This is a genomic window from Pseudoxanthomonas sp. 97-1-1 (assembly GCF_057773125.1).
On record NZ_JBYMTJ010000002.1, the window covers coordinates 470,803 to 487,247 of the forward strand.

Here is a 16,445-nt window from a genome sequence, read left to right on the forward strand (position 1 = left end):
GTATTGGCCAAGCGCCGCCCGGCGTTTGCGACCGCGCGCACAGGCCGGTCATGCCATGCGTGGCGTCAGACCAGACCCGTGGCGTAGAACACGCCGATCACCACGAACACGGCGGTGGTCTTGATCAGGGTGATGGCGAAGATGTCCTTGTACGACTGCCGGTGGCTGAGGCCGGTGACGGCCAGCAGGGTGATGACGGCACCATTGTGGGGCAGGGTGTCCATGCCGCCGGAGGCCATCGAGGCCACGCGGTGCAGCACGTCCATCGGGATGCCGGCCGCGTTGGCATTGGCGATGAAGCTGTCCGCCATCGCGGCCAGTGCGATGCTCATGCCGCCGGACGCCGAGCCGGTGATGCCGGCCAGCGCGGTCACCGAGATCGCCTCGTTGACCAGCGGGTTGGGGATGGCCTGCAGCGCGTTGGCTACGACGAGGAAGCCGGGCAGGGCAGCGATGACGGCGCCGAAGCCGTATTCCGACGCCGTGTTCATCGACGCCAGCAGCGCGCCACCGATGGCGCTCTTCGTGCCCTCGGCGAAACTGGCGAACACCGGCTTCCACGCGAATGCGATCACGGCCACGATGCCGACCAGCAGCGCGCCCTGTACGGCCCAGATGGCGGCCACCTTCGAGACGTCCTGCACCACCGGTGCCGGGCTGCCGATCACCGCCGGCACGAACGATTGGCTTTCGCCGTAGAAGCCGGGGATCCATCGGGTGAACAGGAAGTTCGCCACGCCGACGAGCAGCAGCGGCAGGATGGCGATGAGCGGATGCGCGAGCCTGTCGCCCTTGAAGGGTTCCGGTTCATTGCGCAGATCGTCGTTGCCGGCATAGCCCTCTCCGTTGCGCGCGGCCACGCGGCGGCGCCATTCCAGGTAGCACATGCCGACGGTCAGGATGAATACGCCGCCGAGGATGCCCAGCACCGGTGCGGCCCATGCGGTGGTGCCGAAGAACGAGGTGGGGATGATGTTCTGGATCTGCGGCGTGCCGGGCAGCGCATCCATGGTGAAGGTGAAGGCACCCAGCGCGATGGTGCCCGGCACCAGCCGCTTGGGGATGTTGCTCTGGCGGAACAGTTCCGCCGCGAACGGATACACCGCGAACACCACCACGAACAGCGACACCCCGCCGTAGGTCAGCAGCGCGCACACCAGCACGATCGACAGCATCGCGCGCTGCGCGCCGACCACCTTGATGGTGCCTTGCACGATCGCCTTGGAGAAACCCGATATCTCGATCAGCTTGCCGAACACCGCGCCCAGCAGGAACACCGGGAAGTACAGCTTCAGGAAGCCGACCATCTTGTCCATGAACAGGCCGGTGAACATCGGTGCGACCAGCGAGGGATCGGTCAGCAGCACCGCGGCCAGCGCCGCGATGGGCGCGAACAGGATGACGCTGTAGCCGCGGTAGGCCACGAACATCAGGAAGCACAGCGCGGCCAGCACGATCAGGAACGACATCCACTACTCCTCGGCCAGCGCCGCTTGCAAGTGCGGCGAGTATCCGCAGCCGCACGCCGGGCGGCCCACTGTACGAAGGTACGATGCCGCCCGCGCGGCCCGCCCCCTAGTGTTCGCTTCAATCGGCGGCATCCGTCCGCCGCCATGTCATACCCGGGAGGAGGGGAGACCCATGAAGCGCAAGCACCTGAGCCTGGCCATCGGTTGTGTCCTGTTGTCGTCCGCGCCAATGGCGTGGGCGCAGGACGGCACCACGGCCGCCAAAACGCCAGCCACGTCCGCCACCACGCTCGATGCGGTGAAGGTCACCGCACGCAAGCGCGAGGAAACCCTGCAGGACGTGCCGGTGGCGGTGACCGCCTTCACTGCGGAGACCCTCGACAAGATGGCGATCAAGGACATCGGCGACCTGGACGCGCAGGTGCCGAACCTGACCATCTATGCCGCGCGCGGTTCCACCAGCACAGTGACCGCCTACATCCGCGGCGTTGGCCAGGCCGATCCGCTGTGGGGCGTGGACCCGGGCGTGGGCATCTACCTGGACGACGTCTACATCGCCCGCCCGCAGGGTGCGCTGCTGGACGTGTTCGACGTGGAACGCATCGAAGTGCTGCGCGGCCCACAGGGTACGCTGTACGGCAAGAACACCATCGGCGGTGCGATCAAGTACATCTCGCGCGGCCTGCCGGAGGAAACCACCGGCTTCGCCTCGGTCACCGTGGGCAACTACAACCAGCTGGACGTGAAGGCGGCACTGGGCGGGTCCATCGGTGGCCAGGACAGCGGCCTGCGTGGCCGCGTGTCGGTGGCCAGCATGAACCGCGATGGCTTCGGCGAGAACACCCATACCGGCCAGGAGGTCAGCGACAAGGAGATCAACGCGCTCCGCATGCAGCTGGGTGCGTTCTCGCAGGATGATTTCGACGTGCAGTTCGCCTTCGACTACATGGACGACCAGTCCGGCGTGCGCGGCGCGAAGATGCTGGCCCCCAATCCGCTGGCCCCGGCCTATCCGCCGACCAGCGACCGCTACGACATCCGCAGCGGCATGAAGAACATCAACGACACCGAGATGAAGGGCGCCTCGGCGACCGTCAACTGGCGTCCGAACGACGACTGGGCGTTCAAGTACGTAGCGGCCAAGCGCGAATCCGACACCGAGACCAACATCGACTTCGACACCACGCCGCTGACGCTGGTGGACGTGCGTGCGTTCTACAGCGACAGCCAGGTCAGCCAGGAACTGCAGGCGAACTACGACGGCGGCGGCCGTGCCCGCGGCGTGATGGGCCTGTACTGGTTCAACGGCGATGCCGGCGGCCAGGTGCTGAACCACTTCTGGAACCCGGCACTGGCGAACAGCCTGACCAATCCGCTGTTCGGCGACACCCAGGGCGTGGTCAACACCAAGAGCATCGCGCTGTACGCGGACTGGACCTTCGACCTGACCGACCGCCTGAAGCTGGACGTGGGTGTGCGCTACACCGATGAGGACAAGCACGCGGTGGCCTTGAACCGGTTCTACACCGGCCTGGACTACGCCACTTCGTGGGGCACTGCGGCGAATTTCGACAAGACGATCAACTTCAAGAACACCTCGCCGAAGATCTCGCTGGATTACCAGATCACCCCGGACATCATGGTGTACGGCCTGGCCTCGCGCGGTTTCAAGTCGGGCGGCTACAACATCCGCGCCAACACCACGTCGGTGCCGCGTTCGGGCGAGCCGTTCGACGACGAACAGGTGGACAGCTTCGAAGTCGGCAGCAAGATGTCGTTCCTCGACCAGCGCCTGTTCCTGAATCTCTCGGCGTTCCACAACAAGTACGAGGACATCCAGCTTTCCATCTTTACTGCGTTCGATAGCAACGGGGATGGCACCGATGACAACTTCTTCGGTGACTTCACCAACGCCGGCAAGGGTACCGTCAATGGCGTGGAGATCGAGTATCAGTTCCTGCCGACCCCAAACTGGCTGATCAGTGGCAATCTCGCGTGGCTGGATGCCAAGTACGACGAGTTCCTGACGTACACCACGACGCGTCCGCCAGTCCTGGTCGATGTCGCTGACTCGCAGCATTTCACCAACGCGCCCGAATTCTCCGGTGCGATCAACGTGGAGTACCGCACGGACCTGGCCAATGGCGGCAACCTGTCGGCGCGCGTGGGCTATTCCTACCAGTCGGAAGTCTGGCCCACCACCGACCTGAGCCCGCTGATCAAGCAGGAGGGCTACGGTCTGGTCAATGCCGGCGTGATCTGGAAGGTCAACGATGCATGGAGCCTGTCGCTGCAGGGTTCCAACCTGGCCGACGAGGAATACCGCACCACCGGTTACAACATCGGGGCCTACGGCGTGCTGACCGGCTTCTACGGTCCACCGCGCCAGTACAGCCTGACCGCGCGCTACGATTTCTGAGCGCGACACCGGTGATGATGCGGGAACGGCAACGGCGGGCGAAGGCCCGCCGTTGCTGCGTTATGCTCCGGCCCATGCCGATGCTTCGCCCGACATCCGTATCTTCTTGTCGAAGCGGCCTCAGCCGTGACCGCATGCTCGATGAACGCGTCGCCTTGCGGCAGATGACATGCCGCAGCCCGCCCGCGCGGCGGGTCGTCTTCCCGGACGCTTCGTTTCCACGGTCGCGGCTGAGGCCGCTGCCACGGGGGGCCTCATGCTGAGCGTCGGCATGGTGGTGCTGGCCGGCCTGCTGTGGCTCGGCGTGCTGTTCGGATCCGCGCTGTATGCCGAGCGCCATCCGCGCGTGCTGGCGGTGCAGTGGCCGTACATCTATGCGCTGTCGCTGGCGGTGTACTGCACCTCGTGGACGTTCTTCGGCACGGTGACCCAGGCCGCTCGCTACGGTTGGCCACTGCCGCCCACCTTCGTCGGCACCATCCTGTTGTACGTGTTCGGTGCGTTCCTGCTGGTGCGGCTGGTGCGGATGGCGCGCGAGTCGAATGCCACGTCGCTTGCCGACCTGATCGCCACGCGACTGGGCAAGGACGGCTGGCTGGCGGCCACGGTCACGCTGATCGCCGCGCTCGGATTGGTTCCCTACATCGCGCTGCAGCTGAAGGCGGTGGCGATGAGCTTCGCGCTGCTCACCCGTTCGCCGGGCAACGATGCGCTGCCGGCGTGGCAGGACAGCGCGCTGTACGTGGCCCTGGCGATGGCGGTGTTCGCGATGCTGTTCGGCACGCGCCGCGCGAGCGCGGTGGAGCACAACCGCGGCCTGATCCTGGCGATGGCGTTCGAGTCGCTGTTCAAGCTGGCGGCGATGCTGGCGCTGGGATTGTTCGTGTGGTTCGGCCTGCCCGACCTGGAGGTGCCGCCCCCGGCACCGGCGCCTGCCTCCACCACCTACGGCTTCCTGCCGCTGGTGGCGCTGGGCGTACTGGCGATGTTCACCCTGCCGCACCAGGTGCACGTGGGCGTGGTGGAGTGCCGGGACGAACGCCACGTGCGTACCGCGCGCTGGCTGTTTCCGCTGTACATGGTGCTGATGGCGGCACCGCTGCTGCCGCTGGCGCGCGCGGGCGGCGCGATGTTCGGCGATGCGGTGCCCTCCGACCTCTACGTGCTGGCGCTGCCACTGTCGCAGGGGCACCAGGGCCTGGCGCTGCTGGCGTTCCTTGGCGGCCTGAGCGCGGCCACCGGCATGGTGGTGGTCAGCACGCTCACGCTCAGCCTGATGATCGGCAACCACTGGCTGGCGCCGGGCCTGTTGCGGGGCGGCTGGGTGCGCGGTACCGGACGCGACCTGCGCGGGGCCGTGCTGACGCAACGGCGCGTGGGGATCGTGGCGGTGATGCTGCTGGCGTGGGCGTACAGCCGCCTGATCGCGGGCAACGACGCGCTGGCGGATGTGGGCGCGGTGTCGTTCTCCGCATTGGCCACGCTGGCGCCCGCGCTCGCATTTGCCATCTGGCGTCCGCAGACATCGCCGCGGGCCGTCATTGCCGGCATCGTGGCCGGGTTCCTGATATGGGCATGGCTGTTGCTGTTGCCGGTGGCGATGGACGCACGCGGCGTTTCGCCGGCATGGCTGCAGACGGGGCCGTTCGGTCTGGCTGGCCTGTCGCCCGACGGCTTCTTCGGCCTCACAGGGTGGAGCCGCCTGGGCCGCGCCGTGGGTGTCAGCCTGTTCGCAGGTACCGTGGTCACGCTGCTGGTGGCCAGCTGGCGCGGTGCGGCGCCGCGCCGCGCCGACAGCCGGGGCTTCGATGCGAAGACGCTGCGTGATGCCGGCAGGCGCTTCCTGCCGCGCGAGCGCGTGGAGGAACTGCTGGCCGACGCGCCGCGCAACGGACCGGTGTCGGCGATCATCGAAGCCCGGCTCGAGCGCGAACTGTCGGCGGTGCTGGGCTCTGCGTCCGCACGGCTCCTGCTGGATGCGGCACGTCGCGAAACCGGCGACCTGGAGACGGTGGCGGCCATCGTCGGCGAAGCATCGCAGGACCTGCGCTTCAACCAGCAGGTGCTGGAGGCCGCGTTGCAGAACATGAGCCAGGGCATCAGCGTGATCGACCGCGAGCAGCGGCTGGTGGCGTGGAACCGGCGCTATGCGCAGATGTTCGGTTTCCCGTCCGATCTGCTGCAGGTCGGACGTCCCATCGCCGACCTGACCCGCTGGGCGTTGCAGCGCATGCCGCAGCGCGGACACGACGAGCATGCGCTGGACCGGCGGTTGGCCTTCATGCGCGCCGGCACGCCGCACCTGACCGAACGCGTGTTCCCGGATGGCAGCATCGTGGAGGTGCGCGGCAATCCCATGCCGGGCGGCGGCTTCGTGGCTACCTACACCGACGTCACCGCATCACGCCAGGCCGAGCGCGAACTCAAGCAGGCCAACGAGACGCTGGAGCAGCGCGTGGTCGAGCGCACCGCACTGCTGGAAACCGCCAAGCGCGAGGCCGAGCACGCCAATGATGCGAAGAGCCGCTTCCTGACCGCGATCGGCCACGACCTGCTGCAGCCGCTGCACGCGGCACAGCTGTTCACCGACGCGCTGTCGCAGCAGTTGCCGGAGGCGCGGCAGCGCGAGACGGCGCTGCAGGTGCGCGGTGCGCTGGATTCCACCACCGATCTGCTGACCGGCCTGCTGGACATGTCGCGGCTGGAAGCCGGCGGCCTGCTGCCCGAGCCGCGCGACCTGCCGCTGATGGAAGTGCTGGAGCCGCTGGCCTCCGAGTTCCGCGTGCTCGCGCATGAGCGCGGCCTGTCGTTCGACACCGTGCCGACGCGCGCGTGGGTGCATACCGATCCGCAACTGCTGCGCCGCATCCTGCAGAACTTTCTGGCCAATGCCGTGCGCTACACGGCACGCGGCGGCGTGCGCCTCGGCGTGCGCTGGCGCCGCACGCATGTACGCATCGAGGTGTGGGACACGGGACCGGGCATTGCCGAATCCGACCAGCGCCGGATCTTCGAGGAATTCCGCCGCGGCGACGATGTGCCCGGGCAGGGCTTGGGCCTGGGCCTGTCGATCGCGGACCGCATCGCCGTGCTGCTCGATGCACCGCTGTCGCTGCGCAGCCGGGTGGGGCGCGGCGCCGTCTTCGCGGTCGACCTGGTGCGCGTGACGGCGCCTGCGGCGATGCCCTCGCTGGCCGGCAAGCCCGGCCTGGCCGGTCGCCATGTGCTGGCGGTCGACAACGATCCCGCGGCACTGGCTGCGCTGCGCCAGGTGCTGGAAGGCTGGGGGTGCAGCGTGGCGACCGCCAGCAATGGCGCAGCAGCCGATGCCGCATTGCGCGAACGGAATGCGGATCTCTGGTTGTTCGACTACCACCTGGATGCGGGCGATACCGGCGTCGCGCTGGTCGAACGCCTGCGTGCCTCGCATGGGCACCGCCCATGCCTGATCCTGACCGCCGACCAGACCGATGCCGTGCGCCGTGCCGTCCGTGATGCGGAACTGCCGCTGCTGGCCAAGCCGGTGCGCCCGCTGGCGCTGAAGTCGGTGCTGGATCGGTTGTTGGCCGCGCGGGCGTCCGCCGCTGTGGGAGCGACGTAAGTCGCGAAGTGGGTTTGCGGGTGCGGCCATCGCGACTCACGTCGCTCCCACGACAGCCAACGCTAGAATGCACGGTCGTTGCACAGGAACCCGCGCATGCCCTACACCCCCATCGTCGCCACCCTCGGCTATGTGCTGTCGCCCGATCGTTCGCAGGTACTGCTGATCCATCGCAATGCGCGTCCGGACGACCAGCACCTGGGCAAGTACAACGGCCTGGGCGGCAAGATCGAACGGGACGAGGACGTGGTGGCCGGCATGCGTCGCGAGATCCACGAGGAGGCCGGGATCGACTGCGAGGAAATGGCGTTGCGCGGCACGATCAGCTGGCCGGGCTTCGGCAAGCGAGGCGAGGACTGGCTCGGGTTCGTCTTCGTCATCACGGCCTACAGCGGCACACCCTTCGCCTCCAATCCCGAGGGCACGCTGGAATGGGTGCCGGTGGAGAAGATCCTGGACCTGCCGCTGTGGGACGGCGACCGCCACTTTCTGCCGCTGGTGTTCGACGACGACCCGCGCGGATTCCACGGCGTCATGCCGTACCACGAGGGTCGCATGGTCTCGTGGGACTACTCGCGGATCTGAAGGCCTCGCTGCTTGACCCTGTAGGAGCGATGTAAGTCGCGACCGGAATGCGAAGGGGTCACTGCACCTTGGATGAGCGCTGATTCCTACGACGCATGTTCCTCCTCGTTCCTGCTATCCATGGAACGCAGGAGGTTAGGGTCCACGGTCGCGACTTACGTCGCTCCTACAGAGGGCGGTCGCATGTTCCACGCTCCGGCTTGTCCACATGCCGTGTGGATCGGGTTTGGGAAACCATGTGGATAACCGCGTCGACGCCTTGTGCTGCGGGCCTGTCAAGATGTGTGGCGAATTTTTGACCAGGCGGTGACGGGTCGGTGTCCGGGTTGTCCACACCCGGTGTGGATGGTCTGTCGATCAACATGTGGATAAGCGGTAGCAGGCGTTGCGGCGCAATGCTGTCAAGGTGTGTGGCGAAAAAATGACCGCACCTCGTCGGGGCTCGCGTCAGCTGCATGTTCCACGCGAAGGAGTTCGTCGTCCCGGCGAACACTGGGACTCGTGTTGCCTTTGCTTGGCAGTACAGCCCAAGCGAAGCAAATGCAGAGTCAAGATGGATCCCAGCATGCGCTGGGATGACGGCCAGGGGTGGCAGAGGGTTTCGTCGTCCCGGCGAACGCTGGGACCCATGTTGCTTTTGCTGGGCAGTACGCCGAGGCGAAGCAACTGCCGAGTCAAGAGGGATCCCAGCAGGCGCTGGGATGACGGCCAGGGGCGGCGGAGGGTTTCGTCGTCCCAGCGAACGCTGGGACCCATGTTGCTTTTGCCGGGCAGCACGCCGAGGTGAAGCAACTGGGGAGTCAAGAGGGATCCCAGCGTGCGCTGGGATGACGTCGGGGACTAAGGGACTGTCTCCGCATGCTACGTACGGGATTACTCGATATGTCGCGCCGGATCCGCCAGCTCGAGCTCGCGCAGCACCACGCCGGCCTGGGTGCGGTTGCGCACGCCCAGGCGGTCGAATATCGCGGACAGATGTGCCTTCACCGTGCGTTCCTGCACGTCGAGGCGATCCGCGATCTGCTTGTTCAACAGGCCCTGCGCCACCAGCGTCAGTACGCGGAACTGCTGCGGCGACAGGCTGGCCAGGCGGCCGGCGAGATCGGTGTCGTGTTCGGATGACTGGGCGCGGGCGACCGCACCGCGCAGCGAGGCCGGCAGCCATTGCTCACAGGCCAGCACACTGCGGATCGCATCCCGCAGTTCGTCCAGGCCGGAACTCTTCGGCAGGTAGCCGGCCGCACCGTGGTCCAGCGCACGCCGCACCACGCGGGGGTCGTCGTTGGCCGACACCACGACCACCGCGACCGCCGGGAACTGCGCGCGGATCGCGGCCAGGCCTGCGAGCCCGTGGTTGCCGGGCATGTGCAGGTCCAGCAGCACCAGGTCGATGTCGTCGTGCGCTTCCAGCGTGGCGATGACGCCGTCCAGCGATTCGGCTTCGCGCACCGACAGCTGCGCCACGGCATCCGCCGCCGCGCCACGCAATGCGGCGCGGAACAGCGGGTGGTCATCGGCGATCAGCAGGTTGGGCATGGGGGTTGCTGGGAATCGGGGAGGGGCAATCGTGGATCGAGCGAGCGGGTTGCCTTGAGCGGGGCAACAAAACGGATACAGGCGCTTCCCTTCTCCACTTCCGGTCCACGACTCCCGGCTTTCACTGCACCGTCCAGCCGCCGTCCACCACGATCGTCTGGCCGGTGATGTTGCGCGCGGCGGGCGAGGTGAGGAAGGCGGTGATGCCGGCCAGTTCGTCCAGGCCGATGAACACGCCCTTCGGCATCGGCTTCAGCATCACCTGGCTGACCACGTCGGCCTCGGAGATGCCGCGCGTGCGCGCCTGGTCGGCGATCTGCTTGTCGACCAGCGGCGTCTTCACGTAGCTGGGGCAGACCGTGTTGATGGTGATGTCGGTGTCGGCGGTTTCCAGCGCGATGACCTTCGAAAAACCGACCAGGCCGTGCTTGGCGGCCACGTAGGCGCTCTTGTACGGACTGGCTACCAGTGCGTGGATGCTGCCGATGTTGACGATGCGGCCGAAACCGCGTTCGCGCATGCCCGGCATCACCGCACGGGTCAGGCGCGCCACGCCCACCAGCATTACCTGCACCAGGAAGTCCCACTTCTCGATGGGAAAATCCTCCAGCGGCGAGACATGCTGCAGGCCGGCGTTGTTCACCAGCACATCGACCGGGCGCGAGATCGTCGCCAGGGCGGCATCGATGCTCTCCTGCGACGTCACGTCGAGGGCGACCGCTTCGGCGGAACCGCCGTCGGCGCGGATCTGCGTGGCCACGGTTTCGGCGGCGTCGAGATTGAGGTCGCTGACGATCACGTGGCGTCCGGCTTCGGCCAGTTGCGCGGCGATGCCGGCGCCGATGCCGCTGGCGGCACCGGTGATGAGGAGGGTATGGGTCTGTTGCATGGGGGCTCCTGCGTGCTGCGGCTAGGGTAGCAGGCAGGCGCGACGGGTTCGTGGTACCAAAGTACGATGACGGGGATTCCCGCACAGGGTAGTTTCGTGGCAATGACCGGAACCATGGGCGCCCTCCACGCATGAATGCGAACCTGCGAATGTCCTGCGGACTGTTGCTCGGCGCGGCGCTGACCGCCTGCAGCAGCACGCCGCCCAAGCCCGAGGCCGTGGCCCACATGATCCAACCGCAGCGCGTCACCGAGCACCGCGGCACCGACGACCTGCTCACGGCGGGCCTGGGCCTCGACGGCCTGCGCGCGATGGCGGCGCCCGCATTCGCCGATCCCGCCAATCCCACGTCCGCCGAACTGCGCCGCCGCGCGATTTGGGGCAACTGGCGTGGCATCGCCGACCTCTCGCTGACGGGCGGCTACGGCCAGGCCTATGGCAGCGTGGCTGCAGTACCCGGTCGCGAGTATTCGGCGCTGGCGAAGGTCCCCGGCGCTGCGCAGCCGCACCGCGTGCTGGTGCAGGTGCCGGACGATTTCGATGCCACCAGGCGCTGCGTTGTCGTCACCGCCTCGTCCGGCTCGCGCGGCATCTACGGCGCCATCGCGGTCGCCGCGCCGTGGGGCCTGCCCAAGGGCTGCGCCGTGGCCTACACCGACAAGGGCGCCGGCACGGATTACTTCGATCTGGATGAGCAGAAGGGCGCGCGCGAGGACGGCACCGTTGGCGAACTTGGCGTCGATCCGCTGGCGTTCGTGCCGGATGCGCCGGTCGGTGCCGGCGGCGTTGCCGTCAAGCATGCGCATTCCAAGGACAACCCGGAAGCAGACTGGGGCCGCCACGTGAAGCAGGCCGCGGAGTTCGCGCTGGCAGCGCTGGACCAGGCGTTTCCGCAGGCAGCGCCATTCCGCTTCGACAATACACGCGTCATCGCCGTCGGCATTTCCAATGGCGGTGGTGCCGTGCTGCGTGCCAGCGAGGAAGAAGGCGAGTGGCTGGATGCGGTGGTCGCGGGCGAGCCGAACATCCTTGCGGCGGATGCACCGGGCGCTCGTTCGCTGTACGACTACACCACGGAAGCCGCGCTGCTGATGCCGTGCGCGCTGCTGCACCTGCCGGCCGACACCCTGCCGCAGCCGCCCCTGCGCGGGCAGGTGGAACCGGTGTGGACGGCGCGTTGCGCCATGCTGAAAGCGGCCGGCCTGGTCGGTGGCGCGGATGCGAAGGCGCAGGCGGCATCGGCGCATGCGCAGTTGAAGGCGAACGGCTGGACCGACGAGGCGCTGGTGGCCGGCGCGCTCAGCGTGGGCTTCGACCTGTGGCGGGCGGTGGCGGTGACGTATGCCTCCGCGTACGGCCGTTATGGCGTGGCCGAGCATCCGTGCGGCTTCGCGTTCTCCGCGCAGAACGCCGACTTCACGGCGCGCACTGCCAGCGCCGCCGAGCGGGCCGCGTGGTGGTCCGATGGCAGCGGCATTCCACCGGGTGCCGGGGTGGGCATCGTCGACACGAAGCTGGCCGCGCCGGACTTCACTCTGCCGGGGCTGCAATGCCTGCGTGCGCTGCAGACCGGTACCGGCGAGGATGCGCGTCGCGTGCAGGCCGGCATCGCGCAGACCGCCGCGCGCTTCCCGCGCACGCGCCGTCCGGTGGTGGTGATCCATGGACTGGACGACGGGCTGGTGCCGCCGGCGTTCTCCAGCGCGCCGTATGTGGAAGCGGCGCGCGCCGCCAATCCCGACGTGCGCTACTGGCAGGTGCGGCATGCGCAGCATTTCGACGGTTTCCTGGCGCTGCCGGCCTACGGCGCGCGGTACGTGCCCCTGCTGCCGTACGTCTATGCCGCGCTGGACCAGGTCAACGCCACGCTGGATGGAAGCCGGGAGCTGCCGGCGAATGCGCTGATCAATGCCAATCCGCGGGGCGCGGGGAGCGTCGAGCTCAGTCAGCTGGCGATTCCGCGCTGATGAATCCTTCTCCCCGCATGCGGGGAGAAGGTACCCGGAGGGGGGATGAGGGGCGAGCGCGGCAACAATCCTGGCGCACGCGCATCCGGTCTCCGTTCGCCCCTCACCCGCCTTTGGCACCCTCTCCCCGTTCACGGGGAGAAGGAATGCTGCGGCGCCTTCACCCGCTTGGCCTTACTCTTGAGACTGGCCCGACACGTACGCCGCCATGTCCCGACACTTTTCGATGATCCGCGACTTCCAGCTGGCCGACTGGTTCACGCTGGGCAATGCCTTCTGCGGCACCGGTGCGGTGTTCGCGTCGATGCGTTTCCTGCAGGAGGGCATCCTGCGCGACCTGATGATCGGGATGGCGCTGATCCCGCTGGCCTTCATCTTCGACGCCCTCGATGGACGCGTGGCCCGCTGGCGCAAGCAGGCCTCGGTGCTGGGGCGTGAACTGGACTCGCTGGCCGACGTGATCTCCTTCGGCGTGGCGCCGGCGGCGCTGGCCTATGCCTGCGGCATGCAGGGTGGCTGGGACTGGCTGGTGCTGTCGTACTTCGTCGCCTGCGGTGTCAGCCGGCTCGCGCGCTACAACGTCACCGCCGAGACGCTCGCCGATGGTGGCGACAAGGTGAAGTTCTTCGAGGGCACGCCCATTCCCACCAGCCTGGCCCTGGTCATCGTGCTGGCGGTCGCGGCATACCTGGGCCATGTGGGGCCCGACCTGTGGCTGGGTGCGCTGAAGCTCGGTCCGTGGCAGCTGCATCCGCTGGTGTTGCTGTACGCCATTTCCGGCACGCTGATGATCAGCAAGACGCTGCGGATCCCCAAGCCCTGATCGTGAGGTGAAGGTGCGTCATGCACGCGCCGCCTGCCGCGGCTAGAATCGGTCGGGAAGGGAGGGCACATGACGAATTCCGTTCCACCGTGGCCGGGCGACTTCGAGTCGGTGGCCCAGCAGTACTGGAGTCTCTGGGGTGATGCCCTGCGACAGGCCGGCGGTGCGCCGACCATGTCCATGCCGGGCGCCGTGCCGGGTTGGCAGCAGACCGTCGACTGGTGGTCGAAGCTGGTGCCGGGTGGCCAGCCCCAGGTGGACGAAGCGGTCGGGCGCTTCCAGCGGCAGGCCAGCCAGTGGTTCGGCCAGATGCAGCAGGTGGCCGCGCAGTTCACCGGCCGCGACCACGACGCCACCGATATCGGCCGTGCCTGGCGCGAGGCGCTGGGCATGGCCACGCCCACGCCTGCCGGCAATCCGTTCGCGGACATCTTCCGCAGCATGCAGGGTGGCGCGCATGGCATGGATGGCTGGATGCAGCAGATGCAGCCCTGGCTGGAAGGCCTGCAGCGCGATGGCGACCGCTGGCTGCACCTGCCGACCTTCGGCCTGGCGCGCGAGCACCAGGAACGCTGGCAGCACCTGGCGCAGGCGCAGAAGGACTACCAGCAGCAACTGCGCGATTACGACCAGCTGATGCTGAAGGTGGCGCAGGATGCGTTCGTGCGCTTCGAGCGCAAGCTGGAGCAGCATGCCGAGCCCGGCCGCCAGTTGCAGAATGCACGCGCATTGTTCGACCTCTGGATCGATGCGGCCGAAGAGGCCTATGCGCAGGTCGCGATGTCCGATGATTTCCGCCACGTCTATGGTGGACTGGCGAATGCGCAGGCGCGCCTGCGACTGGGCGTGCAGCGCGAAGTCGAGCAGGTCTGCACGCTGTTCGGCATGCCGACGCGGACGGAAGTCGATTCCGCGCATCGCAAGATCGTCGAACTCGAGCGCGCGCTGCGCAAGCTGACGCGCGCGCAGGTCTCGCCCGCGCGCCGTGCCGAGGCACGGCATGTGCCTGCGCCGGTCGAAGCCCCCGTCACCGCGGAACCGGCCCCAGCGCCCGCGCCCGCAAAGCCGAAAGCCGCGAAGGCGCGCACGCTTCCCCGCCGCACGCCAGCGAAGGCCGCGCCGAAAAAACGCGTCGTCGCCAAGAAGACGGCGCCGAAGAAACGCGCACGCCGGGCCGTCGCTGCGGCGGCGCCGGCCCCCACCCGCAAGGAACCCGTACCCGCGGTGGCCAAGGCGGCCACGCGGACGCCAGCCAGGACGAAGAAGGCGCCCGCCAGGAAAACACCGAGGACGGTCGCGGCGAAACCTGCCCCCCAAAAACCTGCCCCCACGGCGCGTGCGAAACCACCGTCGACCTCGGTCGTATCGATGAAGGACTGGGTGGCACGCAACGCCGCGCGGGACGCGACCGTCGACGCGCCCAAGACCGGCAGGAAGACCAAGCGGGGTAGCCGCAAGTGAACGGACCGCTCAACTTCACCGCCGAGGCCCTGGCCCACGAAGCCACCACACTGACGCAGAAGCTCTCCGCCGGCCTGCACACGCTGCCGGAGGTGGAGGATGTGCACTACGGGGCCACCCAGAAGCAGGAAGTCTGGCGCGATGGCAAAGTGGTCCTGTACCGCTTCATAGGCGAGAAGGCCCCCACCGCGAAGGTCCCGCTGCTGATCGTCTACGCGCTGGTCAACCGGCCGTACATGGTGGACCTGCAGCACGACCGCTCGCTGGTGAAGGGCCTGCTGGCGCAGGGTGAGGATGTCTACGTCATCGACTGGGGCTATCCGGACCGCTCGGACCGCTATCTCGAACTCGACGACTACATCAACCGCTTCATCGACGGTGCGGTGGACCACCTGCGCGACAGCAGCGGACGCGATGCCGTCAACGTGCTCGGCATCTGCCAGGGCGGGGCCTTCTCGCTGTGCTATGCCTCGCTGCACCCGGACAAGGTCAAGAACCTGATCACCATGGTCACGCCGGTGGACTTCCATACGCCGGACAACATGCTTTCGCACTGGACGCGCGAGCTGGACGTGGACCTGTTCGTGGATGCGCTGGGCAATGTGCCGGCGGACATGATGAATGCCTGCTACCTGATGCTGAAACCGTTCCGGCTGAACCTGCAGAAGTACGTCGGACTGGTCGACATCCTGGATGACAAGCGCGCCATCGAGGATTTCCTGCGGATGGAAAAATGGATCTTCGATTCGCCTGACCTGGCGGGTGAGGCCTTCCGCCAGTTCATCAAGCAGTTCTACCAGCGCAACGGCTTCATCAAGGGGGGCATCGAGATCGGTGGCGAGGCCGTGGACCTGGGCTTCGTCGACATGCCGGTGCTGAACATCTATGCCGAACAGGACCATCTGGTGCCACCGGATGCGTCGCGTGCCTTGAAGGACGTGGTAGGCACCGCCGACTACACCGAACTGAGCTTCAAGGGGGGCCACATCGGCATCTACGTGTCCAGTCGTGCACAACGCGAAGTGCCTTCGGCCATCCATCACTGGCTGGGCCAGCGCGCGCGCTGACCGCGCGCGCTGCGCTCTTTGCAGGAGCGACGCAAGTCGCGAGCGCGCCCCGATGGATCCCGGGTATCGCGATGATGAACGCGTCGCAACGCGACCGGTAGGCGAACGATGGGATACTGGAGCATCGGGCCGTGCGGTCGCGACTCACGTCGCTCCCACAAAAGAAAATGGCGTGCTTGCTTCACTTGTCTTGCGGTAGGGTAACCACATGCTGTCACGCTGCACCGTCGCTGCCGTTCTGCTCGCCGTCGTCGGCCCGGCACTCTCTGCACCTTCGGCGACCGCCAAGCGCGAGATCCAGGGATTGATGGATGCGCTGTCGGCCTCGTCCTGCGAATTCCAGCGCAATGGCGCGTGGCATGGGCGCGAGGAAGCGCGCAAGCACCTGCAGCGCAAGTACGACTACCTGCTGAAGCGTGACCTGGTCGATACCGCCGAGCAGTTCATCGAGCGCGCCGCCAGCAAGAGCAGCATGAGCGGGCGTGCCTACCTGGTGCGTTGTCCGGGACAACCGGCGCAACCGGCGGCGACGTGGTTCAGGCTGAAGCTGGACGCGCTGCGTGGTTCAGGCGGCCCCGGCCGCTGACGCGATAGACTGGCCGCGAACAACCGTGGGGAGTTGCCGGCG

Annotated in this window: 11 protein-coding genes; 8 read left to right on the top strand and 3 right to left on the bottom strand. The window is 67.4% G+C overall.

Translation table 11 applies throughout. The features are described 5' to 3' along the window. Nucleotides 1-65: 65 nt before the first annotated feature. Nucleotides 66-1,469 carry a GntP family permease gene (locus AC3DET_RS09420; protein ID WP_488391439.1) on the bottom strand — a complete coding sequence of 468 codons (1,404 nt, stop codon included), beginning with the start codon at nt 1,467-1,469 and terminating at the stop codon, nt 66-68. Between the two features lie 172 nt (nt 1,470-1,641). Here AC3DET_RS09420 and AC3DET_RS09425 point away from each other — a divergent pair, with 172 nt between their 5' ends. The 3 genes from AC3DET_RS09425 to AC3DET_RS09435 all read left to right on the top strand — a co-directional run bounded on the left by AC3DET_RS09425 (nt 1,642) and on the right by AC3DET_RS09435 (nt 8,074). Then, a complete protein-coding gene (locus AC3DET_RS09425; protein WP_488391440.1) occupies nt 1,642-3,888 on the top strand; it encodes a TonB-dependent receptor in 2,247 nt (748 codons plus the stop codon). A gap of 256 nt (nt 3,889-4,144) precedes the next feature. Then, a complete protein-coding gene (locus tag AC3DET_RS09430; protein WP_488391722.1) occupies nt 4,145-7,489 on the top strand; it encodes a hybrid sensor histidine kinase/response regulator in 3,345 nt (1,114 codons plus the stop codon). Nucleotides 7,490-7,585: 96 nt separating this feature from the next. Beyond that, entirely contained in the window at nt 7,586-8,074 is a 489-nt protein-coding gene (locus tag AC3DET_RS09435; protein ID WP_488391441.1) for an NUDIX hydrolase, read from the top strand. An 873-nt stretch (nt 8,075-8,947) separates the two neighbouring features. On the opposite strand, the gene AC3DET_RS09440 is transcribed toward AC3DET_RS09435, so the two are convergent. Together AC3DET_RS09440 and AC3DET_RS09445 are read right to left on the bottom strand one after the other, a co-directional pair. Beyond that, nucleotides 8,948-9,610: a response regulator gene (locus tag AC3DET_RS09440; RefSeq protein WP_192201391.1), complete on the bottom strand. Its 663-nt coding sequence runs from the start codon at nt 9,608-9,610 to the stop codon at nt 8,948-8,950. 121 nt (nt 9,611-9,731) lie between these two features. Continuing rightward, the gene (locus AC3DET_RS09445) at nt 9,732-10,499 is read right to left on the bottom strand and encodes a 3-hydroxybutyrate dehydrogenase (RefSeq protein WP_337730988.1); all 768 of its coding nucleotides are present in this window, start codon (nt 10,497-10,499) and stop codon (nt 9,732-9,734) included. Between the two features lie 149 nt (nt 10,500-10,648). On the opposite strand from AC3DET_RS09445, the gene AC3DET_RS09450 reads away from it, so the two are divergent. The 5 genes from AC3DET_RS09450 (at nt 10,649) to AC3DET_RS09470 (ending at nt 16,403) form a co-directional block, all read left to right on the top strand. Continuing rightward, nucleotides 10,649-12,466: a 3-hydroxybutyrate oligomer hydrolase family protein gene (locus AC3DET_RS09450; protein ID WP_488391442.1), complete on the top strand. Its 1,818-nt coding sequence runs from the start codon at nt 10,649-10,651 to the stop codon at nt 12,464-12,466. 208 nt (nt 12,467-12,674) lie between these two features. After that, nucleotides 12,675-13,289: a CDP-alcohol phosphatidyltransferase family protein gene (locus AC3DET_RS09455; protein ID WP_192201389.1), complete on the top strand. Its 615-nt coding sequence runs from the start codon at nt 12,675-12,677 to the stop codon at nt 13,287-13,289. A gap of 69 nt (nt 13,290-13,358) precedes the next feature. Beyond that, nucleotides 13,359-14,750, top strand: coding sequence for a class III poly(R)-hydroxyalkanoic acid synthase subunit PhaE (gene phaE / locus AC3DET_RS09460; RefSeq protein ID WP_488391443.1), 1,392 nt, complete (start codon nt 13,359-13,361; stop codon nt 14,748-14,750). Then, a complete protein-coding gene (locus AC3DET_RS09465; RefSeq protein WP_337730985.1) occupies nt 14,747-15,817 on the top strand; it encodes a class III poly(R)-hydroxyalkanoic acid synthase subunit PhaC in 1,071 nt (356 codons plus the stop codon). The genes phaE and AC3DET_RS09465 overlap by 4 nt, the downstream gene beginning before the upstream one ends. A 208-nt stretch (nt 15,818-16,025) precedes the next feature. Next, on the top strand, nt 16,026-16,403 hold the full coding sequence (locus AC3DET_RS09470) for a YfeK family protein (RefSeq protein ID WP_488391444.1): 378 nt from the start codon (nt 16,026-16,028) through the stop codon (nt 16,401-16,403). Nucleotides 16,404-16,445 lie beyond the last annotated feature (42 nt).